Annotated in this window: 21 protein-coding genes; 8 read left to right on the top strand and 13 right to left on the bottom strand. The window is 43.2% G+C overall.

The features are described from left to right. Window positions 1–11 precede the first annotated feature (11 nt). The 6 genes from QYF49_RS02725 to rfbA form a co-directional block, all read right to left on the bottom strand. Entirely contained in the window at window positions 12–1,859 is a 1,848-nt protein-coding gene (locus tag QYF49_RS02725) for a glycosyltransferase family 2 protein (RefSeq protein ID WP_290398093.1), read from the bottom strand. Beyond that, window positions 1,856–2,980, bottom strand: coding sequence for a DegT/DnrJ/EryC1/StrS family aminotransferase (locus QYF49_RS02720; RefSeq protein WP_290398092.1), 1,125 nt, complete (start codon window positions 2,978–2,980; stop codon window positions 1,856–1,858). Before QYF49_RS02720 ends, QYF49_RS02725 begins: the two co-directional genes overlap by 4 nt. A 1-nt stretch (window position 2,981) precedes the next feature. Further along, on the bottom strand, window positions 2,982–4,268 hold the full coding sequence (locus QYF49_RS02715; protein ID WP_290398091.1) for an ATP-grasp domain-containing protein: 1,287 nt from the start codon (window positions 4,266–4,268) through the stop codon (window positions 2,982–2,984). Window positions 4,269–4,477: 209 nt separating this feature from the next. Beyond that, a complete protein-coding gene (locus QYF49_RS02710) occupies window positions 4,478–6,487 on the bottom strand; it encodes a CDP-glycerol glycerophosphotransferase family protein (RefSeq protein ID WP_290398090.1) in 2,010 nt (669 codons plus the stop codon). A gap of 93 nt (window positions 6,488–6,580) precedes the next feature. Beyond that, on the bottom strand, window positions 6,581–7,633 hold the full coding sequence (gene rfbB, locus QYF49_RS02705; protein WP_290398089.1) for a dTDP-glucose 4,6-dehydratase: 1,053 nt from the start codon (window positions 7,631–7,633) through the stop codon (window positions 6,581–6,583). A 13-nt stretch (window positions 7,634–7,646) separates the two neighbouring features. Then, window positions 7,647–8,537, bottom strand: a complete 891-nt coding sequence (gene rfbA, locus QYF49_RS02700; RefSeq protein WP_290398088.1) for a glucose-1-phosphate thymidylyltransferase RfbA — start codon at window positions 8,535–8,537, stop codon at window positions 7,647–7,649. A 357-nt stretch (window positions 8,538–8,894) separates the two neighbouring features. Here rfbA and QYF49_RS02695 point away from each other — a divergent pair, with 357 nt between their 5' ends. Next, window positions 8,895–9,230 (top strand): DUF2628 domain-containing protein, encoded by a 336-nt coding sequence (locus QYF49_RS02695; RefSeq protein WP_290398087.1) that lies wholly within the window; start codon window positions 8,895–8,897, stop codon window positions 9,228–9,230. Between the two features lie 76 nt (window positions 9,231–9,306). Then, window positions 9,307–10,239 (top strand): hypothetical protein, encoded by a 933-nt coding sequence (locus QYF49_RS02690; RefSeq protein WP_425589537.1) that lies wholly within the window; start codon window positions 9,307–9,309, stop codon window positions 10,237–10,239. 530 nt (window positions 10,240–10,769) lie between these two features. On the opposite strand, the gene QYF49_RS02685 is transcribed toward QYF49_RS02690, so the two are convergent. Together QYF49_RS02685 and QYF49_RS02680 are read right to left on the bottom strand one after the other, a co-directional pair. Then, the gene (locus tag QYF49_RS02685) at window positions 10,770–13,643 is read right to left on the bottom strand and encodes a hypothetical protein (protein ID WP_290398086.1); all 2,874 of its coding nucleotides are present in this window, start codon (window positions 13,641–13,643) and stop codon (window positions 10,770–10,772) included. Between the two features lie 470 nt (window positions 13,644–14,113). Next, window positions 14,114–15,721 carry a M14 family metallopeptidase gene (locus tag QYF49_RS02680; protein ID WP_290398085.1) on the bottom strand — a complete coding sequence of 536 codons (1,608 nt, stop codon included), beginning with the start codon at window positions 15,719–15,721 and terminating at the stop codon, window positions 14,114–14,116. A 289-nt stretch (window positions 15,722–16,010) separates the two neighbouring features. Here QYF49_RS02680 and QYF49_RS02675 point away from each other — a divergent pair, with 289 nt between their 5' ends. Next, a complete protein-coding gene (locus QYF49_RS02675) occupies window positions 16,011–16,724 on the top strand; it encodes a L,D-transpeptidase family protein (protein ID WP_290398084.1) in 714 nt (237 codons plus the stop codon). 97 nt (window positions 16,725–16,821) lie between these two features. Further along, window positions 16,822–17,256, top strand: coding sequence for a hypothetical protein (locus QYF49_RS02670; RefSeq protein ID WP_290398083.1), 435 nt, complete (start codon window positions 16,822–16,824; stop codon window positions 17,254–17,256). Window positions 17,257–17,306: 50 nt separating this feature from the next. On the opposite strand, the gene QYF49_RS02665 is transcribed toward QYF49_RS02670, so the two are convergent. Together QYF49_RS02665 and QYF49_RS02660 are read right to left on the bottom strand one after the other, a co-directional pair. Then, the gene (locus tag QYF49_RS02665) at window positions 17,307–17,429 is read right to left on the bottom strand and encodes a DUF3789 domain-containing protein (RefSeq protein WP_290398082.1); all 123 of its coding nucleotides are present in this window, start codon (window positions 17,427–17,429) and stop codon (window positions 17,307–17,309) included. A gap of 310 nt (window positions 17,430–17,739) precedes the next feature. Continuing rightward, complete coding sequence (locus QYF49_RS02660; RefSeq protein WP_290398081.1) at window positions 17,740–18,231, bottom strand: VanZ family protein; 492 nt, start codon at window positions 18,229–18,231, stop codon at window positions 17,740–17,742. A gap of 159 nt (window positions 18,232–18,390) precedes the next feature. On the opposite strand from QYF49_RS02660, the gene cls reads away from it, so the two are divergent. Both cls and QYF49_RS02650 read left to right on the top strand, forming a co-directional pair. Continuing rightward, window positions 18,391–19,590, top strand: a complete 1,200-nt coding sequence (gene cls / locus QYF49_RS02655) for a cardiolipin synthase (protein ID WP_290398080.1) — start codon at window positions 18,391–18,393, stop codon at window positions 19,588–19,590. Between the two features lie 152 nt (window positions 19,591–19,742). After that, window positions 19,743–20,273 (top strand): DUF2179 domain-containing protein, encoded by a 531-nt coding sequence (locus QYF49_RS02650; protein WP_290398079.1) that lies wholly within the window; start codon window positions 19,743–19,745, stop codon window positions 20,271–20,273. Between the two features lie 58 nt (window positions 20,274–20,331). On the opposite strand, the gene QYF49_RS02645 is transcribed toward QYF49_RS02650, so the two are convergent. Beyond that, on the bottom strand, window positions 20,332–21,099 hold the full coding sequence (locus QYF49_RS02645) for a tyrosine-protein phosphatase (RefSeq protein ID WP_290398078.1): 768 nt from the start codon (window positions 21,097–21,099) through the stop codon (window positions 20,332–20,334). A gap of 722 nt (window positions 21,100–21,821) precedes the next feature. After that, entirely contained in the window at window positions 21,822–23,030 is a 1,209-nt protein-coding gene (locus QYF49_RS02640; RefSeq protein ID WP_290398077.1) for an FtsW/RodA/SpoVE family cell cycle protein, read from the bottom strand. A gap of 238 nt (window positions 23,031–23,268) precedes the next feature. Between QYF49_RS02640 and QYF49_RS02635 the strand changes: the two genes are divergently transcribed. Further along, complete coding sequence (locus tag QYF49_RS02635; RefSeq protein ID WP_290398076.1) at window positions 23,269–23,469, top strand: hypothetical protein; 201 nt, start codon at window positions 23,269–23,271, stop codon at window positions 23,467–23,469. A 167-nt stretch (window positions 23,470–23,636) separates the two neighbouring features. Further along, the gene (locus QYF49_RS02630) at window positions 23,637–24,080 is read left to right on the top strand and encodes a hypothetical protein (protein WP_290398075.1); all 444 of its coding nucleotides are present in this window, start codon (window positions 23,637–23,639) and stop codon (window positions 24,078–24,080) included. Window positions 24,081–24,103: 23 nt separating this feature from the next. On the opposite strand, the gene QYF49_RS02625 is transcribed toward QYF49_RS02630, so the two are convergent. After that, window positions 24,104–24,478, bottom strand: coding sequence for an avidin-fold protein (locus tag QYF49_RS02625; RefSeq protein ID WP_290398074.1), 375 nt, complete (start codon window positions 24,476–24,478; stop codon window positions 24,104–24,106). Window positions 24,479–24,699: the final 221 nt, after the last annotated feature.

The raw sequence follows: 24,699 nt of genomic DNA, 5'->3' as shown, positions 1-24,699 counted from the left end.
AATGTGCTTTATTACTTCTTCATTTTTATGAGCTTTTTCAATTTCCCCGTAATCCGGTTGATCATTGTAAACGACATGAGGGATATGTTGTTATTGCCCGTTTTATACAGATCAATGTACCGGTCATCGATTCGGATAAGCTGAGGTTCGAAACGGTCGAACTGGGCGGCACTGATTCTTACATTATCATTGATCAGCCGGTAGGACAGATCATATGAACCATGCCTCTCAAGAAAATACTTCCATGGAAGCTGGAACTGTGAGTCGTCGACCTTCTGAAAAAAAATCTTTTCCTTCGATCGCCTGTCCCTCATAAAGAAACTAATGTTAGGGTTCGTGCCTGGAGCCGAGAGCCAGATTTTTTGGTCATCACAGGTGATATGCGAGATTCGGAGATTTGAAACGAGCAGCGATAAATTTTGCTTGCCCGTAAAGTATATTCTGTTGTTGGACTTCTGCTCTGTCAGCGGAGTCTCCACCATCCTGCTGTTAATACGGAACATACTTTCCGTGCCGTTCATATCCCTGAATTCCACATACACATCGAAAATGTTGGATTCCTGCTGGCGGTTCAATTCTCCTGAAGCGGAGAAACCCCCATCACTGTCCGGCACGAGCGGCAATACGATCCGATCTGTAACATCCGTTCGGGATCTAAGAATGATAGATGCCTGTTCCACATCAAAAACATTTGGAATTCTCAGTCTGCTGACTGATATGCGATGTCCCTCGTACTGTATGCTTCTGATTTTAACAAAGTTAGCAAGCAGCACTTTAATACGGTAAAATTCATCTGGAATCCGTCCAGAGCCATCCCTGAAGAACGGCAGCGCCCAATAATAGTGATCACCTTCTTCGACGATTGGCCCGGTCGGTTCTTTAGCCAGGTAGGACAGAAGTTCATCCGTTAGACCGTTTAAGATCATGTAGATGTAAAGATTTCTTAGGACACCCAGATCATTGTCATACACATTTTTTATATCACTCAGGACAGCTTTTACTTCACGCAAATAAACGTCCCTAAATGTTTCATCCTCCACGATCCCCTTGATCGGGAAGAACAATCGGTCAATATTTCGCTTCAGAAAAGCGGTCTTTAGTTCTTCATCCTGCAGGCTGTCAAAGTAATTCAATTGATGCTGCAAAGAGCTCATGCGGTCGAGGAAATTTTTTATATCGTTTTTCATTTGGGTAATCGACTTGTTATCCGTCTCTTCCTCACGTTTTCTCCACAAGTAGACGGTGTCTGTAATAATGTTGATCTTCTTTGCCTTCGTGAACGCTTTATGGACCATCGGCCGGTCCGCATACAGCATTCCCGGCGGCATGAAGCATTCGTTCTCGATCATGAAATCGCGTTTATAGATTTTGTTCCAATAGAAGCCATCGTAGAAGATATCCGGAAACTCCAGAAGATGGTTCACTTCCCTCGGACTCATCCAAACATCACGTTCCCGTTTATAGATGATCTCCTTCTGAATTCCATTAACAAGAATGTTCGGCTTCCCGATCACGATATCAGAATCTGTTTCTTTCGCCTTTCGATACAGCTTCTCGTACGCATCCAAAGGAACGATATCATCTGAATCCATGACGGTCACATATTCTCCGGTTGCACGTTTAAGACCGTTGTTGCCGGCTACCGCACCTCCGCTGTTCTCCTGATGAATGACCGTAATGTTATCGTATTTTTCGCGGTACTCCTCAAGAATCAGGTGGCTGTTATCAGGGCTGCTGTCATTGACCAGAATAATCTCGATCCCTTTTAGCGTCTGGTTAACGAGAGATTCCAGGCAATCTCTTAAAAATTCTTCCGTGTTATAGACTAATGCAACGACACTCAGTTTATAGTTATTCATCTTCCTTCACCCAACTCGTATCTGATTATGCTGCAAATTCGCTGGACAATCTCTGTTTCCAGCTCCGTATACATCGGCAAACATAAGATGCGTTCACTGACGGAAGAAGCGATCGGCATATCCTGCTTATACTCCGCATAACAGCTGAATTCCGTACACAACGGATAAAAATACTTCCTCGTAAACACGTTGTAATTCTTTAACGATTCATGCAGCTGATCTCTTGATTCCTGATCATTCAGCAGGATCGGAAAATACGAGTAGTTATGCTTCACGTTCACCATAGGATTCGGCAGGTGGCGGATCGCTTCCACCGAGCTCAAATGTTCGATGTACGTCTCATGGACGAGCTTCCTTTTATGGATATCCGCATCGATCGTTTGCAGGTTGCTCAAGCCCATCGCCGCCTGAAACTCATTCATCTTGGCATTGGTGCCTACATAGTCCACCGAATCAGGAGAAGTGATTCCAAAATTCTTCAGAGCTTTCAGCTTCTGTGCTAATTCGCCATCCTTGAAAGCCAGAAGTCCTCCCTCGATCGAATGAAACACCTTTGTCGAATGAAAGCTGAACATGGAAACATCTCCATAATCGGCGATGCTTCTGCCGTTCACCTCTACCCCGAAAGTATGCGCGGCGTCATAGATCACCGCCAGGTTATGCTTTTGAGCCAATTCTTCAATTCTCTCAAGATTGCACGGCAGACCAAACACGTGAACGGCCATGATTGCACTTGTACGGCTTGTAATGTGCTTTTCGATCTGATCGGCATCGATCGTGAAGTTGTCCCTCTCAATATCGCAGAAAACTGGCGTCAAACCGCAGTTGACGATGGAATGAACCGTAGATGCGAACGTAAACGGAGTCGTGATGACTTCGCCTTTCAAATCCAATGCCTTAATCGCTGTTTCCAGCGCCAGGTGGCCGTTCGTGAACAGCTCCAGGTGATCGGCACCCAAGTATCCTCTTAAGTTCTTTTTAAAGTTTTCATGCAGCGGCCCATCGTTGGTGAGCCACTGGTTCTCCCAGATTCCCCGGATATACTCCTGGTAGATGTCGAAGTCTGGAAGTTTCGGCTTTGTCACCTGTATGGGTTTCTCTAGCTTTAATTCAGTGATCATGTCAGTTTCTCCAGTCAATGAGACATTCAATGGCATCCAAATCGAAAACAGGCATTCCGGTCATCTCTTTCATCATCTTGCGCTCGCTGTAGGAGTCATCAATAAAAATGGATGGCTTTTCATTTTTAATATATTTGTGCTTGTCGTCCTCTTTTGTAATATGAACGATGTCGCTGAAGATGCTGTGGTCCACCTTTAAATGAGTCAACGTTTCTCTGATATCCCTTGCATGCTTCGTAATAAGGACCAGCTCGATGTCCTTGTTGATGCACTGATAAATGAACATCATAACCAATGGGTTGATTTTCTCATCCTTTGTAATCGCATCATCAAAATCAATAAATACCCGCTCATACTCAAAATCCAGTGTAAAACGATTGATCAGCGCCCGGTCGACTTCGATCGTAAAATGGTTTTCGATCACATCGAGCTTGTACTCCTGACGATCAAACAGGCTCAGCAGCGGAAAGTTAATGCCTTTATTGCGGTACAGGCTCATCGTTCCAGCGATTCGCGGTGAGATCTCCAACAGCTTGAACTCGCCGTGTCGATCCTCCTTCACTTGAAAGAACCACATGCCTCGGAAATTCAGCTTCTGATTGATCTCTTCTGCTATCTTCCGAACGACAGCCGCCGGTTCCAGAGAAGCCGAGTTCACACTGATCCCGCTCTTGATCCGTTTTCGTTCACGCATCCCGACAAACTTCAGCTCACGGTTAAAATCAGAAAAACAGTCGATCGTATATTCCTTGCCCGGAAGATACTCGAGTGCAAGCAGATCTTTATTTTTCTCCATATGGTACTCCAGCTCGCTGCGGGTTTTCGCCAGAGCCACCCCTTTAGAGCCCTGACCGACATCCGGCTTTAAGAACACCGGATATCCAGCAATATCATCCGCTGTTCGGTACATGGCCGGGACAAAGAGAGAATCAGCGAAATACTCGTACGTTTTCTTTTTCGAGCGGCAGATCTCGCATGTTTCTTTTGGCGAGGTGATCACTTCAGCATCGAGCACATCCTGATGCTGGGCGAGCTTTAAGACCGCACTGTCATGAGCGGGAAAGATATAGTCGATGTGATGCCTCTTCACGACTTCATTGATGTGATCGATGAAATCCGGAGCGTCGATGTTCGGAATTCCATCAATATAGTGTTGATAAACATACTTTCCGTGATCGGAAACACTTGACCCGCCGAATAACTTGTATCCCTTTACAAATCGAAGGGCGTTGTTAATCTCAAGGCCGATCTCAGAACCGCAGGGAAAAACCAGGACATTCTTCTTCAAAACTGCAGACACCTCTTTTTACGTTGGTTATTATCGAAACCTTATAAAGACTGTTGTTGAATATCCTTCTTATCGGGCATGCTGATGCTTGAATAGGACCCTCAAGTCTTTTTTTCTATAGCAGGGGGGCGCTGGCGATGTTAAGAGCCGGCTGATTTGAAGCAAATGGAGTTCATAAAGCGGTTCATTCCCCCTCACCCAAGCTGCTTCTACTTAAACACAAGTTCAGCTATTGTTTTCGCCGCATTTCCTTCTTCAAGAGAACAGTATTCCTTATAGAATTCTTCATATTTTTGAGCATATTGAGCACTCACTGAATCAATGTTTTCTATCGCGTCGAGCAGGTCATCACTTGTCCGGATGATCGGACCAGGAAGATCCCTCGCCATGTCCAAATAGAAGCCGCGGATGTTGTCCCTGTACGATTCAAAGTCGTACGCAAAGAACAGGATCGGTTTCCTTGAGTTGGCATAATCAAAGAACACGGAGGAATAGTCCGTAATGAGCAGATCAGACAGCGTGTACAGCTCCTGGATGTCATCATACTTGGAAAAATCATAGACAAAGCCTTTGTATTTCGGATCGATCTCCAGCATTTCCGATACGAGATGATGCAGGCGCAGAACGAGAACATACTCCTCACCCAGCCTTTGATACATATCCTCAAGGTTAAACGGCAGAGTAAACGTATGATCCCAGGAATTCGCCATCTCATTGTCACGCCATGTCGGGGCATAAAGAATGACCTTTTTGGACGCAGGAATGAGGAGTTTTTCCTTGAGCCTTTGCGCCTTGGAAGATGTATCCCCCTGATAAAAAATATCATTCGCCGGATACCCGGCCTCCAGCACCTTCTTATCGAATTTAAACGCTCGTTTAAAAATATCACTGGAATACTTGTTGGCCGCCACGAGGTAGTCCCAGTTCCGCGATTCGATATAGAAGTTTTCACGGGCCAGTGTTTCAGGCCCTTCGATTTCAATATCAAAACCCAGCTTCTTCAGCGGTGTACCGTGCCACGTTTGCAGATAGACGTTCCCTTCCCGCTTTCGGTGGATCGGCAGGATGATGTTGCTTACCCAATACTTTGCGCGCGCCAAAAATTTGTAATACTCCTCGGAGCTGCGGTTCACGATGATCGGATTGCCTGGAATACATTCCGGATTCGGACCTGAATAGGACCAGACGAAAATGTAGTCTTTGAACCGGCTGTTCTGAATCATCTCTTCATATATGTACTTTGGGTTTCCGGAATAGTTTTTCCCCAGGAAGCTCTCAAAGAAAACCATCCTGGTGTTCAGCTTTTCCCTTTCACACACTTCATTAAAGATGCTTTTTCCTTTCGCGATCTGATAGGTTCTCGCATACTGGTTCTTGTCGGTATACCAGAGAGCCAGGCTGTTTTTTCCCATCGTCGCGTAAAGGACCGCCACATGCTCATCGTTCAGCTGTGCCGTTTCAAGGTAACGGTACTCTTCCCGCTCATAGCTTCTGAAGCCTTGCGTGTTCATGATTTCACGGTGAATGAGGTTGTTTTTATCGTCCCTGAGCTGGAAAAAAACGTCCCAGCGAGAGTTCATCGCGAGTGCGCTTCTCAGCTTTTCAATGAAAATCATTCCATTGAAGGTGTACATGTTCCCGCTGCCCGGTTTCTTCTTAAGCTCAAACTTGTAGCCGAATCCCTGGCGCGTATCCCTTCTGACAAGCACCATCTCAACGGTTGCCGGCTTCATCTCCTCCAGCGGTTCCACTTCACCCGCAAGATAGAAGTTGTTCCCCATCGGTTTGAGCTCCTGGAGCGTGCAGCGGAACGAGGTTTTTTCCGTCATCAGTGAAAGGTTATTCCGGATCGTTTTATAGAAACGAAGCTTCTTCTTTCGTTCTTCATCAATATGCTCAAACAGCGGAACATCATGGTTATGTGCAATCCTTGTCTGCAGTGTCCTGTTGAACAGGTAGCTTTTCAGGTAAAAATCCATCTTTCCTGCATCCGCCATCTCGTGCAATTCGTTCAGGTTGATGTACGCCTTGTTCCCTTGAATCTCACTCTGCAGCCTTCGCCCCGTCGCCTTGTCCTTGAGTACAAGATATGTTTTACCGGACAGGTGGCTTAACTGATCAAACATAACCTTCAGCTTGCGGTTGTCTTCTATCTCGATATGACTGATTCGATGGCCAAGCATCAGCTTCTTCATGGCCTTTTTGATAAAGACTCTCAATCGTTCTTCCTCCCCTATACCGTTTCGGATCATTAAGACGGCGATATATGAGAAGGAGCTATTCTGCAGACACAGAATACCCCCTTCCTCTTTTTATTTCTGCGCGTTCACATAGGCTTGTGTCTGATAGCTGCCGTCTTGGATGTTCTTGATCCAGTCCTTGTTGTTCAAGTACCATTCGATGGTTTTAACGATGCCGTCGTCAAATTTCGTATCCGGCTCCCAGCCCAGCTCCTGTTTAATCTTCTCCGGGTTGATGCCGTACCGGCGGTCATGGCCTTTGCGGTCGGTCACATACGTGATCATCTGTTCAGAAATATTCGCATCCACCCGGGTCTGAAGGTATCCGATGATCGTCTTCATAATGTCGATGTTGGTGCGCTCGTTATGCCCTCCGATGTTGTATACCTCCCCCGGCTTTCCGCTGTTGATGACCATGTCGACCGCCTTGCAATGATCCTCAACATACAGCCAGTCACGGATGTTCAATCCATCCCCGTATAAAGGAAGCTCCCTTCCGTTCAGGCAGTTAGTGATGATGAGCGGAATCAGCTTCTCCGGAAACTGATACGGCCCATAGTTGTTGGAGCAGCGTGTAATGTTGACAGGCATTTTATATGTGTCAAAATAAGCCTTCACCATAAGATCAGACGAAGCCTTGCTCGAAGAATACGGACTGTGCGGATCGATCGGCGTGCTTTCTTCAAAGAATCCTGTCTCTCCCAGCGAACCGTACACCTCATCGGTAGACACGTGAAGAAACTTTTTGCCCTCTTTATAGAGATCCTCCCCAAAAGACCAGCTTTTCTTCGCCAGATTCAGCAGGTTCAATGTACCGAGGACGTTTGTTTTCACAAAAACTTCCGGATCTTCAATGCTTCGGTCCACGTGGGACTCTGCGGCAAAATTCACTACATAATCAATATCATATTGGTTAAACACATCCTCCAGGCTCTTGTCACAGATGTCAGCCTGAATGAAATGATAGTTTGCATGACTATCAAACTCTTTAACGTTTTCTGGGTTTCCCGCATAGGTCAATTTATCTACATTGATGATTTTTATGCTGTCATACTTGTTCAGCATGTAATGGATAAAGTTAGCGCCGATAAAACCGGCACCGCCTGTTACTAAGTATGTTTTCATCTGTTCACACCTCTTACTGAATTTCTGACAAATGCCTGCTCTGGTCTGTCAGGCGGATTAAATATTGTCCGTAGTCTGTCTTTTTCAAAGGTTCCGCAAGGGCTAGCAGCTGTTGTTCATTGATGTATCCCTTTCGGTATGCGATTTCTTCGATGCAGGCGATATAAAGCCCCTGGCGGTTTTGCACGGCCTCGACAAAATTGCTCGCCTTCAGCAGACTGCTGTGTGTGCCGGTATCCAGCCATGCCATTCCGCGTCCCAGCACCTGCACCTTTAATTGTCCCCGCCTTAAATATTCCTCATTAATGGAGGTGATCTCAAGCTCCCCCCGATGACTCGGTTCCACATTTTTCGCGATTTCCACAACAGCATTATCATAGAAATAAAGGCCTGGAACCGCATAGTTGGACCGGGGATACGCAGGCTTTTCCTCCAGCGCCACTGCTTTACCGGTACTATCAAATTCGACAACGCCATAGTCTTCAGGATTCATTACATAATAGCCGAACACTACGGCACCATCATCCACAGATACAGCGCGCGAGAGCGTCTCCGAGAACCCTTGTCCATAGAAGATATTGTCGCCCAGAACAAGTGCCACCTTATCGAAGCCAATAAACTCTTCTCCGATGATGAAGGCCTCTGCAAGCCCCCTCGGCTCTTCCTGGACGGCATACGACAAGGATAGCCCGAGGCTGCTTCCATCCGAAAGCAGTTCCTTAAACTGTCGGATGTCCTGCGGTGTGGAGATGATCAGAATCTCTTTAATCCCCGCCAGCATCAATACAGACAGCGGATAATAGATCATAGGTTTATCATAGATCGGAACCAATTGTTTTGATATCGATTTTGTAATCGGATACAACCTTGTGCCTGAACCGCCTGCTAATATAATTCCTTTCAATACAGCCACCCCACTCACAAATTTGACCTCTGAAAAAAGTTAAGAATTTTTTTGTAGAAATCGTTAAAACATTGTAAGACTTTTTTTAATTTTTAGGTTTTTCCATGAAAAAATATACCATATTTTCAGATTTTTATATAGAAATATCTATTTTTTCAATTGATAGATTTTAATACCATTGGCCTATTCAACACACTTGCATAGATATGGTCTGATTAAGGAACAAAAACAGTAAAAGTGCCAGCCCTTGTTATTTAACATAAAAATAGTTATTTTCCATGTAAAATACTTCATAATTTTTAATATAGTGGTATAATTGATTAGTAATTTTTACATAGGTCAAAAGGGGGTGTTTTAATGCGTGCAAGGTTACAAAATGAAGCAGGGGTTGTTAAAGAAGTAAAGATTGGTTTTAGCTGGACTACTTTTTTCTTTGGTTTCTTTCCCGCTCTTTTCAGAGGTGATCTGAAATGGGCAGCCATTATGTTTATTACTGGACTGCTTGCCGGTATTTTTACTGTTGGATTTGGTGCTTGGATTCCTGGAATTATCTTTTCTTTTATTTATAACAAAATTAATATTAAAGATTTATTGGAAAAAGGATACCGTCCTGCTGACGAGCAAACACAGTCAGAGCTTCAGGGTCGGGGAATCATTACGACTGCTGCCTCAGGACAGAATGTTGGAGCGTAAATGCTATAGCTAATCACTTTCATGTGATTAGCTTTTCTTGTGAAATTAAAACCAAGGTAAAAAGGGAGATCGCAAAGTGGGGATGTTTTTTGGATTTACAAGTTTAATTGCTCTATTCGTTTTTGTTATCCTGGCTCTTATTGGCCTCGTTAAAAAGAATGGAAAAGCTAAGAAGAATTTTTTAATTGCCGGGGTTTGCATGGTCGTTTTTATAGCAGCAGTCTCACTGGATAGTGCAAATGATACAACACAGACTGCCAGTACAAATAATAAGGCAGTAAAAAAAGACACTGAAGAAGAAAAAGCGAAGATAGCAGAAGCTAAAGCTAAAGACGAGGCTAAACAGAAAGCAGCGGCTGAACAAAAAGCGAAGGAAGAAGCTAAAGCAAAAGCAGAAGCCGAGCAAAAGGCAAAGGCCGAGGCTGAAGCAAAGAAGAAAGCAGAAGCGGCAGCTAAAGCCAAAGCAGCTGCAATAGCAAAACGTAAAGCTGATGCTATGAAAATATCTGGTAATGGAGACACAGCAACTAAAACGATCAAACTTGACCCAGGTTTTGTCGTTTTTGAAGCGAGATATACCGGTTCGCAAAATTTCATTGTCAGTCTTCTTGATGAGAATGGAAGCCAGGTGGATCTCCTGGTCAATACCATTGGATCCTATCACGGTAAACGCTTTGTTGCTATTCCAGATGGCGGTAATTATATGTTTAATGTCAAAGCAAGCGGTTCATGGACCATCCAGGGAAGCCAGGATATTCCGAAAGAGGAAAAGGGAACAATCAGCGGTAATGGCGACGATGTTAGATTTGTACGGATGAACTCTGGTGCCAGAACATTCACACTTTCACACTCCGGCAGTGAAAACTTCATTGTTAAGATCAACGATTCCGTTCTTTTGGCTAACGAGATCGGTAATTATCACGGCTCCACGGTTGAAAGCATACCGGATGACTCTGTTTATGCGATTGGAATTCAAGCCAATGGGCCTTGGAAGATCAGTATTAAATAAGTGAATAATGAAAATCGGGCCGCTTTCATGCATAACGGTCCGTTTTTCATTGTTTCATTTTAGTCTACTTCCTCAATTCCTGCATTCCGCTTTGTATCAATGCTTTATTTTTTAGTTTGAACCGCAATATGCCATTGTACACTTCTTTCTGGCTTTGCAGCGTATGGCAGACAAGCAGCAGCAGGTCGGGGTTGGGAATTTGTGGTTTGTGTCGGTTTTGAGTCAATGGTCAATTGCTACTCGCTGAAAAACGTAGTACAGACATAGTCTTGCGAAAGAACGAGGTAGGACTCTATAGCGTATTTCGGCGGCTGTATGTATTGATACATATTATAAATGGGTAAGGAGTACTTTTTCTGACGCGTTTTCATAGAGTCAATGCGGTACATATTTCTTAAACGTGTGTATGAAATATCGCTTCAAGGTTCTATCTATAGAAGAAATCCCAAAGACTTATGTCTTTGGGGTTTCTCCAGGAAAGGGGTGCTGAATTAAGATTTTATCAATCCTTAATCCAGCACATTAAAAACTTATTTATTAACAGTTAAACCTGCTTTTTGAATAATTCCTGCAAGGTCTTTAATGTCAGCAGTTTCTTTTGTCTCCACTGTTGTTAATTTTGTTACAGCAGAAGAATCAGCCACAGTAAGGACAAGTTTTCCTTCTGCCGAAACTGTTGCTCCTTCAATTGCCACGGAAGCACCTTTGCTGTCATAAAGTTTTACTTCATCTGCAACATCAGAACCTAACGCAAGTGCAGAAAGAGCTTCTGAATAAGTTACAGTAATTTCATCAAGATCTGTAGCTACAATTGATTTTGCTTCTGGAGCAGTGTTGTCTTCAATATCAATAGTTTTAATGAAAGGATTGCTAACTTTGTTGTCTAATGTTTGTACTCCAGTAACACGGAATACAGCTTTAGTATCACTAGTTTTTACAAATCCTCCAGGAAGAGTGATTACCACTTTCGATTGAACTACTCCATTGCTATCCTGAGCAAATTCAATTTTTGTATCTGAAGGTAAAGTGACTCCATTAACTTGGTAAGATGCTGGATTTAATGCAGAACCAGTTCCAGTTGCTTTTACTTTTGCTCCAAAATCTACAGTAAGAATATTGTCCGCTTCAGTTACATCTGCAATAGTAAACGTTGTTTCAACTGGCTTTCCAGCTTCTGTTACATCAACCATAAATGAGTATTTAGTGTTTTTATTAGCTGCAAGAGACTTGTCAGTTACGAATCCTTCTGATAAATCGAAGCTGTACTTATCCGCAGTTAAACCATTTGCAAGAGTAAACACAACTTTTTTGTTATCGTCAACTTTTACTAATGGAGTAGCTACATTAGCCAGGGACATGATTTCACCCTTAGAATTCACCACATAAACTTTAGAAGCGTCTAGGGAAGTTACTTCTTCGTTAAATGTTAATTCAAATGCAGTTACTTTACCATTAACTACTGTAGTTGCTACGTTTGATACAGCTGGAGCAGTTGTATCTTTAGCAAGGGTAACAGACTTTGTAATTTCAGTTGCATTTGAATTGCCTAAAGAATCTTGAAGCGCATCTTTAGCTACTGTTAATGTTACTGTGTCAGTGCTTCCATTTTTGAATAGGTAGCTGCTGTTCAATGTAACAGTGTACTCTTTTTTATTTTCAGGATTAACTACTGCGCTTGAGAAAATATTAGTAGTAAACGTTCCAACTTTAGCAGATATAACTAATGAATTATTTTTTAATTCTTTATCTAATGTTACTTTAACTTTATTTTCACCTGCTGGTACTACACTTGTGATAGATGGTGCAACATTGTCTACAGAAACTGTAACAGGAGCTGATTGAACATCTTTCATGTTGCCAGCTGCATCAGTAGCATTTACAACTGTTAAATCGTACGCTTTAGTTGCATCAAGGTCTATATTAATTGTAGCTGTGTTCCCAACAATTACAGGTGTGTAGTTTTGGTTACCAATTTTCACAGTGTCAATAGAAGAAACATCTTCGTTAAAAGTTAAGGTAACAGATTTAATTCCATCTTTTGTGTCCTTAACTGTAGCTTTAGCAGAAGAAAGAACTGGAGCAGCAGTGTCACTAACTGTTACCTTTTGGTTTACTGGGCTAACAAATTGACCACTTACAGCTTTTACAATTTCAAAAGGAACTTTTACTGTATACTCACCTTTAAAGTAGTTAGCAGCTTTAAGAGTAAGTGTTTTGCCGTCAGCACTAAGTTCTTGAGTGATTGTACCAGCATCATGGGCATTATCACCAGCAGCTACAGTAATTACGTCTGTGTTGTTAGCTTTTAAAGTTTTAGCATCAAGAGCTTTGCTGAATGTTACAGTGATTGTTTTAGCGTTAACCGCACTTACAGACTCAACCTTAGGAACTGCAAGTTCAGCTTTTTTAGCTTCGATTGCTTTTCCAGCGTCTTCGATGCGTTTTCCAAGATCAGCTTTTGCAGACTCAGTGTCAACTTTAGCGTAAGAAGCTTTAGCAGCATCGAGAAGTTCTTCAGCAGCTTTTACAGAAGCTTCGTCTTTAAGAACTTTTACAGCTTCTTCAAGTTTTACAACGTCAGCTGTAGCTGTTTTAACTTCGTTCCACTCGGTTTTGAAATCGCCAAGTGTTTTTTCTGCAGCAGCGATGCGCTTAGAAAGGCTGGATTTTGCAGATGCAGTGTCAACCTTTGCGAAAGAAGCTTTAGCAGCTGTAAGAAGTTTTTCTGCAGTTGCTACAGAAGCTTCGTCTTTAAGGCCTTTAACTGCAGACTCAAGAGCTACTGCGTCAGCAGTTGCGATTTTAACATCGTTAAGTTCAGCTTCAACAGCTTTGATCTTTTTGTCTACTGCAGTTGCAGCAGTTTTAGCTGGAGTTAGGTATTTAGCGTTGAATTGAGCGCGCGGGCTTTCACCGTAAACAGTACCTTTTGCTACCTGCTTAGTGAAGTTCGTTGTCGCTGTTTTAAGAGCAGCTTGATCTTTTTTAGCTCCTGCAAGATCGAAAGAAGCTTTTTTGAGCTCTGCGTTCACGTTGCTAGTAGCAGTTGCTAGAGCAGCACCAAGATCGACTGCTTTGTTATAGTTAGCAGCATAAGTGTGGATGCTTTTCACTGATTTCAAACGGTTCTCTAGAGCCGTTTTTGTTTTGCCTTTGCTAAGCTTTTTAACTTCTGCTACCGCTTTGTTGTATGAAGCCGTAGCTGTTTTGTAAGAGATCTTTTTGAAGCTAAGTTTTTTGGCATTGTAAAGATCTTTTACTTTCTTAGCATCTGCCTCTGCTTTTGTTACTGCTTTAGATGCTGTAGTTGTAGAAGCAGCGGATGTTGCCGGTGCTACAGAAACGAATGCGCTTGCTGCAACAGTCGTTGCTGTCGCGATCTTAAGAGCTTTCTTTTTGTCCATTACCTGAAATTCCCCTTCCTAAATCACAATTATTTTATAAAAATTAATCAGAGAGCAAAAATCTTCCCGGACAAGGAAGCTATGTAACTATATACCTATTGCCAGCTCTAATTAATTTTTAAAACCAAAAGCCTTTGTCGAAAGAGACACCCTTTAGGTATTTAGTTATACCTAAATAGGAATAATCTTCCAAACTTGTAATACATTTCATATGATATAGCAAATTCTGATAAAAATCTAGTATCATTTGTAAACTTAATATGAATTTATAACTAACAACTGTAATAAATTACAATATTAGTAGTGCATTAAGTCCGCTCCTATTTTCTCATCTTCACTTGCTACAAAAGTATTATCGACACTTTTTGTCAGATATTAATAGTTTTCTTACAAAATATTATTCTTTTTTGTCCCCATGCCGAACAATTAAAAAAGGACTGCCATTTGGCAGTCCTCATTTCTTCCTGATACTATTGTATCTGTTTTATCCAGCCTTTTCCTTCTGCACCTTCAACATAGAGCCAGTTGCTCCACTTTTTTGTTACCTTTACGGTTTGCGGCTTAAGGGCTGCTGCTGTTTTCTTGGCCTCAAGCGGCAATGAATACAGCGGTGTTGCAGCTTTCAGCGCCAGCTGTTCGTTGGCTGCTGCCGGATTGAAATCTACCGTATTGCTGTCCTTCTTGATCCAAAGGTCGTAATTGAACTTCGTCTTCACGGCATAATAGCTGCCGTATGATTTAATGGCCTGAACCTCACCCGGATAGAGCTTGCTTGTCGTTTTCTTGGATGCGATCGGTGAATAGTAAAGCGGTGTTGCTTCTTTTACAAGGAAGGTTTTTGGCTTGGTATGAAAATCAGTGACCGTGCCTGTAACATAGTTATCTTTAATGATCCACTTTTTCCCGTAATCCTTCGTGTTGATCCTGAAATAGCTTCCTTTCGTTCCGATCGCCGTTAATTTCTGTGCTTTCAGCTTCGTGCTCGTTTTATACGTGGAACTCGGGCGGTCGTACAGGTTAAACGGAGCAAAGGTTGTGATCACTGTGTTTGTTTTCGTGAATTTCTTCTCCCACAGCTTCTTTCCTTCGTTTGCTACGTAAAGAGCGGCTTTTCGGTTACGGTTCCACTCCTCATTGATGACTGAAACCGGAGGGTTGGTCGCTCCGACATGATAGCTCAGTTCAGGTGTGAAGCCTGGTCGGCCGTATTGGGTAATGAACCAGTCCTTATAGCCTCCGCCCTTCTTATCGTTATTTGGTTTGACGAGTGTGTATTTGGTCATCGATGCGAAAGCTTTGGCCATCGCATAGTCACGGTTGTAGTTTTCTTTTTTGTTCAGGTAATGCCAGTAAAGGACACGTCCTGACGTGTGATAAGAAATAGTCGCTTCCGGATTGACGTAGGAAGTGAAGTTGTAAAGAAGCTTCGCTTCCGGTGCCTCAAGAGGCTTAGTTCCTTTATACATTTGATAGGAAGGGCTTGGCGCTTCACTTCGCGGAATTTCAGCCCAGCCGGATGGATATTGCCGGTTCAGGTCGATCCCCTGCGCGTTTGATTTCCAGCGTTTAAAGTTCGTGCTCCCTTTGTTCATTTTAATGAGGCCGCTGTGTGCAGATTTCGGAAATTCCTTTAGCCCGGATTGCTGTAGCGTCACTCCATCAGGATTGACCATCGGGACGATCCAAATGGATACATCATTCAGTAGATTACGAACGTTATAGCCTTGGTAGGTTGTATTTCTCTTGTAGGCATCTGCATAGGCATCGACCATTTCCATGGCGATGTTCGTCGTGATCCATTCTCGGGCGTGGTGAGAGGCGTTGTAGAATACTGTGGCATCTCCTTTTCCGAGCTTGATCGCATAGATGGTTCGACCGTACTTTGTTTTGCCGAGTATACGGTATTGGACAAGACCAGGATAGGCTTTCGCCAGTTCCTTCATATCCGCTGTCATTTCTGAGTATGTATAGGTCTGAATCGGGTTGACGTAGCTGGCTGCCGAAGCAGAAGGTGTGAAGCTGAAACCTGACAAGCCGACAAGGACAGCCAATACAAGTGTAAATACTATCTTTTTCATCCTTTTCCCCCTATGGTATGAATTTTTTTGTTTTTATCCCTAACTCTCTAATTATACTAACAAAGGAATATTTCAGAACATAAGGATAAATACGTATTTTTTTGTCAAATAAAGGTGCCTGGCACCGGCGTTACATACTTGTGTAATCGCGGTGCCTGGCACCTCGATAGTAAGAAGTACACAAACCACAATTTGCGACTAGGTTCTTGTTCTCAAATCTCCATAAAACGCTTTTATGCCCTAGCATAAATTGTATAATGAAGGAAAACAGTGTAGAAAGGAAAGATTTATGAAAAAGTTTCTGAGTTTCCTAGTTATCGGGCTGTTCGTGTTGAGTGCTGTTACTCCGACTTATGCGCTTTCCATGCCTTCCCACCAAAATGCTTTGCTCAAAAAAGTATATAAGGAAAGAAAAGCAAAACAGGCTGTTTTTGTAACAGCAGACAAGGAAGACAAGTTTACAGCCAAGATTACCGCATATGAGAATGTAAAAGGAAAATGGGTAAAGAAATATTCCATGCCTGCTGTTCTCGGGAAAAACGGCATTAGTACAAACAAAAAAGAAGGCGATGGCAAATCACCAGCCGGCATCTATGACATCGGCCGAAGCTTCGGAACAGTGAACAAGCCTTCAGGCGTCAAACTATCATATACGAAAACCGATCAGTATGACTATTGGGTCGACGATGTAACCTCTAAGGATTACAACAAATGGATCGTTTATAAGGGCGATCCTAATAAGCGCTGGAAATCGTTTGAGCGCATGAAGCTTGAACCGTTATATCACTACGGTGCTGTCATTGAGTACAACATGAACCCGATCGTTAAAGGAAAAGGAAGTGCGATCTTCTTTCATGTGTGGCGTGCGTCTGATAAGCCAACCGCCGGCTGTACAGCGGTATCTCAAGATAATGTAGTGAAGCTGCTGAAGTGGATGGACCCTGCGAAAAATCCGGTCTTCATTCAAGGAACAGAAAAACAGATGAAAACAATGTATAAATAGAAGGTTTTCGTTTTGGTGTCATTTGTGGGTGCCAGGCACCGCATTTGAAGATGCATGGCACCCTTTTAAAATCTAAGAAAAACACGGGGGCTTTTCGATGCTGAAATGGGTTTTAGTGTTTGTCCTGCTCTTTGGAACGATTGGTTACTTTGCCTATAACGCGATCGTCCACTACGGAGCCAACAAGCTGGTGGACCAAGTAGCAGCTGAGATCGTCGATAATAAAGATGCGGACAAGTTGATGGATGATCCTGAAATAGAAAATTACATAAAGGATGGCGGAGATCTTGATGAATTAGCCAAACAGAAGGACCTGCCATTTCATACTAAAGAGGAAGCACTGAAGACCGTCATTAAAAAAGTGGGCATGGATAATCTGAAGGACATGAAGGATAAAGCGCTGGATGGTGTATCACCAGAAGAACGACAGGAGATCGAAGCCACTCTAAACGAAAAGCTGTCCCCAAAAGAAATGGAAGCCTTAAAGCTGGTCGCACTGAAGGAGATTAAAAAACGCCAGCAAGAGGGTTAAAACGGAAAAGGTTCCAGACACTGGGATTAACTGCGATGCCTGGCACCTTCCTATTCTTTATCTTTATACTGTTTTTCACTAGTTTCATCTGCTCGTTTGGATACAATCATCAGGCTCATGATAAAGACAGTTAGGATGGACCCGACAAAACAGCCTGCGATAAACATCAGCATGAGTGAACCTCCAGTACCTCATAAGTGCTATCTTCATATATTACCTAAAATTTTCGTCACTAAAACAACTATTACGGACTGGAAGTAGTGAGTAATCAAGACTGTCGAATCCCATCAACGAAATGTAACGACAACCTATTTAAACACTTGTTTAACACAAAAATTCCCCTTAACATCCACAAGGGGAATTTTTCTTATTTCCCTGATATCAATTATAAAATTCAACCTTCCCCCAGCTATCATCTCTGCCATTACACCTATCAGCAGAAAATGGTCCACCTTACATAGGGAATAAAATTTTTGTCGAAAATTAATGGGTTGTTCGGCGAAAATGCCTCCAGTAAATCAGCACGGCTATAATCAATCCTGCTAATCCACCCGTTGCATCAATCATTACATCTTCCACGTGCGGTGAGCGTCCGGACGTAAAATGCTGATGAATCTCATCCGATGCCGCATAGGCTACCGTCAGGATAAACGACAGAATGAACGTTTTTCCTCTATTAAAGGTAAAGCGAAGCGCTCTGTACAAAAGAAAGGCTAACAAAAAATAGACCGAGAAATGAGCCAGTTTCCGAATGAGGAATTCTACAAAACCAGCAGGTCCGAGCGCCTGCACACTGACTTCCTCCCCGGCATACTCAAATCCTGCGGACGAGAAGAAATCGGCGATCATTGTATGGTCCAAATAATGTGACAGTGTCGGCCGCATGTCCTGTTTTTGATAAGGTGTAGCGGAAGAGTAAAATATACCGCCGGCTACTAAAAGGACCGGCAGCCAGTAAAAGATGAAGCGTTTCATGAATTCACCTGGCTTTCCGTGACTTACGTGTATTTATATAAGCCAATATACTATGAAAAGCCTCATAATTCTAGGTCCGTCTATTGAATGAATCCGTCGATATTGAGCAAAACTGTGAAGGATATGCATGATTTAATAACTATGGAGGTTTCCCATACAATGATTGCCCTCACGATCACAGTTCTCATTCTTATATGTCTCGTATTTTCACTATGGCTCAGCTATTACCTTGGTTACAAGAAGCACTTGAACCGGCATCGAGTGAAGCGCTACCCGAAGCGTACGGGCAAGCTCAGCCTTTTTACGGACGGGAATGAGCTGTATACCAGCTACTTTAAAGACATTCGAAACGCAAAAGACTCAGTGGAGATTCAGTTTTATACCGTATGTGACGACAAGATCTGCAATGAATTTCTCGCTATCCTTCGCCAGAAGGCCCATGAAGGTCTCACCGTTCGCCTGCTGCTCGACCATTATGGCTCAAAGAATGTGAAGAAAGAACAGATCAAACGTTGCCGGGACGCAGGAGTAAAGGTAGCTTTTTCCCACAAACCTTCTCTTCCCTACCTGCTGTTCACCTCCCTTACCCATAACCACCGGAAAATAAGTGTGATTGATGGTGAGATCGGGTATATTGGCGGGTTTAACCTCGGAGAAGACTATCTAGGAAATAACCCAAAGCTCGGCTATTGGAGGGATCATCACTTGAAGGTTCTCGGGAAAAGCGTGGACGATTTAAGGAACCAATTTTACCGGGATTGGAATAGGGCAACCGGTGAAAAGCAAACATACGTGCCTCAGGAGCATGTCCGGGAGACCGGCGGAATTGAACATCATTTTGAAAGTACGAACGGAGCTTATCTTCAGGAAACCTTCCTCGCGATGGTAAGACGAGCGAAGAGAGAGCTTTACATCTGCACACCCTATTTCATCCCTGGAAAAGAACTGACAGATGAATTGATCCGCGCGTTAAAAAGAGGAGTAAATGTGAAGGTTCTCGTTCCGTTCAATGGCGATTACCCGCTTGTAAAAGAAGCGGCTTTCCGCTATTACGGCCTGCTTTTGCCGCATGGATGCAAGATCTATCGATTCTACCAGGGATTTTACCACTCGAAAGTTGTTGTGGTCGATGATAAACTGTGTGACATCGGATCTGGAAACTTTAACAAGAGAAGCTTTTATATAAATGACGAAATGAATGGGTTCATCTATACCGCTTCGTTCATTAATAGAGTGAAAGAAACGATCGAGGAGGATATCCAGCGTTCAGAGCTTCTGACGTATGAAAGCTACCAAAAGAGACCTCTCCTGCAAAAGGGAAGAGAACAAGTGGCGAATCTTTTCTCCCGCTTCTTATAAGACAGACGTTAAATCCCACCGTCTGTTTTTTTATTCCGTTCTCTTTGAAAGCGTTTACTTTTGGGTATCGCGTTTCATGGCGTCTGTTTTAGGTAAAACATCATTATGGAACACTGTCTAATACCAGAACAATGATCAAGGAGGTCCAACATATGTGGCAACCCCTCATTATTTTTCTCATGCAGCTGTCTCTGCTCCCAATTGTGACCGTCCGTACCATCTTGCTTGTGAAAGGCGAAACACGAAAAGCCAGCGTCATCGGGGTGGTGGAAGCGGCCATCAACGTGCTTTCCCTCGGAATCGTGTTTCAGGATATGTCGAACATTTGGAACATCATCGCCTACGCCCTCGGATTTGGAGTAGGACTCCTGCTGGGCGGAGTGCTCGAGAATAAATTGGCGATCGGCTACGTCACCCACCAGATCAACCTGCTCGACCGGTCAGAAAAATTGGTGAACCGTCTTCGCGAAGAAGGATTCGGCGTTACCGTCTATCAGGGTGAAGGCCGCCAAGACAATGCACGGTTTCGTCTGGATGTACTGGCGAAAAGAAGCCGGGAAAAAGAACTCCTTCGAATCGTCGATGAAATTGCACCAAAAGCCTTCCTCGTCTCCTTTGAAATCCGCAGCTTCAAAGGCGGCTACCTTACAAAGAGTATGAAAAAAGAAAAACACGCAAAATAGGGTGTGCCAGGCACCCGCATTACACAAGTGTGTAATCGCGGTGCCTGGCACCTTTTTACTAAGTAGTCAATAAAATACCCACAAGCTTTCTACTCCTAATCGGATCAGGTACCCCTGCAGGGATTGTGCGGCCCTCCACTAAGGAATGTGCATTCTGCTGAAAATAGGTTGTTTTGCTGACACCAAACTGTTTTGTAATCTCCTCATACGCTTCCCTTAAACAAAATCCTCTCGTTGAAACGTTATGCGCATCGGATGAGATGAAATGAGTCAGGACGTGGCTGATGAGTTCTTGAGAGAATGACTTGCACTTTTTTCCGAAGTATCCTAACACACTTCCCGCTGTAACCTGCGTCAAAGCCCCTTGCTGGACAAACTCGTAGAGCAGTTCTGGATTTTCCTGCAGCTCTGTATTCCGTTCAGGATGAACGATCACCGGTACAAAGCCTTTGACGAGCATTTCATGGAACAGTTCATGCGAATAATTAGGCACCCTTGTAAATGAAAACTCGATAAACATGTATTTCGTATGATTTAAAGACAGCAGCTGTTCCAAGTTCTGTGGAATTTCGTATTGGATCCTTAACTCCTGGCCGGGGAGTACCGTCAAGGGAAGCCCTTCCTCCATTAAACGGTTGTTTAACTGCTCGACCTGCTCCAAAATAAAAGATTTTTCGTTCTCATACATACCGTTTCGATGATGAGGTGTTGCGATCACATATGTTATCCCCTGATCTAGTGCACACCGGGCCATCTCCAGACTCACTTCAATATTAGGTGCTCCGTCATCAATTCCTGGCAGGATGTGTGAATGAATGTCAATCATAGCGTCCTCCTATAGTTGTGTATTTGATATTCCCGTATTATCATACATTTGTTCCTGTTCGGGCCGTTAAGCTCAGGCCCATGCATTCTTTAATAGACTTCATTGAGATGCACGGCTTTTTGTTTTAGCGTCTGCCTATTTTTCAATTACGAGGCAATCACCAAAAGACAGCCATCCCGCAAATGGCCGATTCCTTGGTGCGCGCTCTAAAGCTATAACTTTCGTAAGGAAATTGGCAGGTCTGTATAGGTCAGAAATCTGAAAAGTATAATGTGGATCAATAAGCAAAACAGGTGAAATTTTCAAATTGAGTATAGCAGGAAAACATGTTGATAGAACGGGACTTTAGTTGAACTCTGGGGAACATTTACAATCATTTAACAACAGTACAAATCGGGTGTATTTATCCCAAGAAGTTCCATCCTACTTCACTTTATTAACTATGGTTCTTTATGGAAAGGATATTTTATCCCAATAGAGAAAGAGGGGCTTAAAAGGAGTTTATCCAAGGTAAAATATGGGGGAATTTAAAAGATCTTAAGCAGGCTTTCTAAAATCTTCAACGAATCTGCTTAATGCAGGCTTTACGTATTTTACATTCACCGTTTCGAATTGCCTGTACCTTTTTGACTAAGAATCGCAAAAAAGTGGTGCCAGGCACCCGCATTACACACTTGTGTAATCGCGGTGCCTGGCACCGCCTACGGGCACCACTTACGTTCTTAATGAGCTGGCTTCTTTTTATTTTGATAAGGAAACGAAGCCACGTTATTACGAACCGGCTGTAAAGGCTTGTCTTTTTCCAAGGCATCTTCCGGAACCGGATTTCTTTTCAGGTTCACAAACGCAGAAACATTTGTGAGAATGCCCATCGAAAACATGATGACGAGAAGTGAGGATCCTCCATAGCTCAGGAAAGGCAGCGGAACGCCGGTTACGGGCAGGATTCCTGTGGCAGCCCCCAGGTTAATGAACGACTGTATGCCAATCATGCTGGCGACACCAAATGCCAGCAGCCGGCCAAATGTATCTTTGCAGCGAAGGCCGATAATAAATCCTCTGATCACAATATAAAACAAGCCGGTTATCGAAGCCAAAACACCCACAAATCCAAATTCCTCTGATACATTGGCGATGATGAAGTCCGTCTGCCCCTCTGGCAGGTATCCGTATTTTGTTCGCCCGTTGCCAAGCCCTACCCCTTCCATTCCACCGGCTGAAATGGCCACATATGAATTGATGAGCTGATAGCCTTCCTTTTGGTGCTCAAATGGTGAATAAGCTCCCTTAAATCGGGACAGCTGCTCGTCGCTCGCCACAAACAGGAAGAAAATAACCATCAGTACCGCAGAAGCTATTCCCAGTATCGCAACATGACGGAAACGGATCCTCGCACAAACGAGAATACAAGCTGCGATTGAAACCAGGATCAGCATCGAACCGAAGTCAGGCTGCATGAGAATAAGTAAGGCAATAAACCCAACGACAATTAACGGAGGCGCAATCGCTTTGTTAAAGTCGGAAATGTAAGACTGTTTTTTTGATAGAATCGATGACAAGTAGATGATGATCGCAATCTTGGCTGCCTCAGCCGGCTGAAGGTTAAATCCTCCCAGACTAATCCACGACTGCGCGTTATTGACGACCTTTCCCAATAGAAAAACTAGTATGAGCAGAAAAACGGTTATGGTTAATATGAGTTTAGTAAGCTTCATATACGCTTTGTACGGAAAGATAGAGGAGAGACAAAAAACCAGAGTGCCGCCAAGCACAAAGATAAGCTGGCGATTAAAGAAAAAGTCTGCTTCTCTTCCATAATTAAACGCGACCCAGTAGCTGCTGCTGTAAATCATGACCAGACCAAATATACATAAACACAGTGTGGCTGCTATTAAACTATAATCCATGTTTTTGATTAACTTTTTCAGCATAATTCGATCACCCACTTTTATTCTACTCTATATAGGTACATCCTGGATGATAAATTGTGCGACAAAATCGCAACATTCTCCTCTTAACCGGACAAAAAAAGACATTGTTCATCGGTAACAGCCTCCAACTCTCCATTTACTAGGAGGTAAGTTTACTTTTTTGTAACAGCCCCGCCACAGGCAGGACTATCTAAACGATTGAAGAAAATAATACTATCAAGCTATGGGGGTGCGATTCTTGAACAAAGATACGTTTGATCTCTATTTAGTAGAAGCTTCAACCGATCAAAGGCGGCAGCGTGCGGTTTATACGGTCTCCTCCGTACAGGAAGCCTATGATAAGTTCATGGGGGAACTGAAAGCCAATCCTGAGACCACTCAAAAACTAAAATCACTTACGATCAAAAGCGGAACCGTTTCATATGATATCTTTAAGTAATAGAGTTACGTTAAGAAGCCCCTCCTCTAAATAGGAAGGGGCTTCTCTTGTTTTCTTATGACTTTTTAAAGTGATGTTCTGCCTGCTCCGTCTGGTTTTAGTTATGAGTACAATCCCCAATAACATATTTTTATATTAATATGTGCCAGTAAAGGAGTATTGAGCCTATGCAGAATGGTTTAAAGTATAATGTCAGAACCCAGTTTCGAATGATGGCTGATGATCCAACCCTTGCGAAATTACTCAAGCACCTTGCTCTAAGCGGGATCAATATCAATGGATTCCAACAGCTGAAACCAGACCCTTACAGTCCTCTTAGCGTTTTTAGATTTGTAGTGGGCAGCACAGAAGGTGAGAGCCCAAACGAAATCGAAGCCGTCAGAAACATCCTTTCATCCTCTCATGTGCATTGGACAGAAAAGCACGTTATTCAGATCCTTGAGATTGCTTCAGGGGCACCTGGACAACTGGGAATGATTCAGGGAGCATTATGGTGTAAGGTTAAGATTGAAGCGATCTATCTAGGGGAGAAAACAAAAATCTATTTGGATGTTTCAAACAATAAGGAAGCCATCAAGGTTTTATCTCAGCCCCTTCAGCTCTGTCGTTAAAAAATTGGTGCCAGGCACCACGATTACAAACTTGTGTAATTGAGGTGCCTGGCACCTTGACCCTGAAATGCACAGCACTGCATTTTTTCCTGCTGTGCACCGTCGATCCCCTGCCAGGTTCCAGTCAGCGTTAAGCGGCCATCTGGCTGCCTTTCAGGCACCAGCTTCCCCACGCCGCTCCGCAGCTCATCGTTCTTGTTCACGTGATGGTATTTAAAATGAAGTTCCCCTTCTTTATCAACCATTCCTACTAATGTTCCATATTGAATGCCTTCTCCTGTATAAGTGGCACGCACGATCAAACCTTCCTGAATACAAGTAAAGTAAATCGGTGAACGTTCATCATGAACTTCGTGTTCCGGCATGGACACAAATACCTGATTGTGGTAGGTTGCCATTGGTTTACACGCCTCTCCTTTTTATTCAAAACAGGCTTGTAGTACATATCTTTATGCAACTATACGGAAAAATGGCTATATAAAATAGAAATTCGTGATATTTTCTAACAGACAATTTATGATTAGTTTCTTCTGGGTTTAGATTAGTCTATTTTGGTTAAAAAACGTGTCGCAGATGGTTGCAATATATGTCTACATTTATTTTTCCATCGCCTATACTT

Origin of the sequence: Fictibacillus terranigra, assembly GCF_030412265.1 — a bacterium.
Lineage (GTDB): Bacteria > Bacillota > Bacilli > Bacillales > Fictibacillaceae > Fictibacillus_C > Fictibacillus_C terrinigri.
Note: the sequence above shows the minus strand (reverse complement) of the source record. Positions and strands in the feature narration are given on the sequence as shown.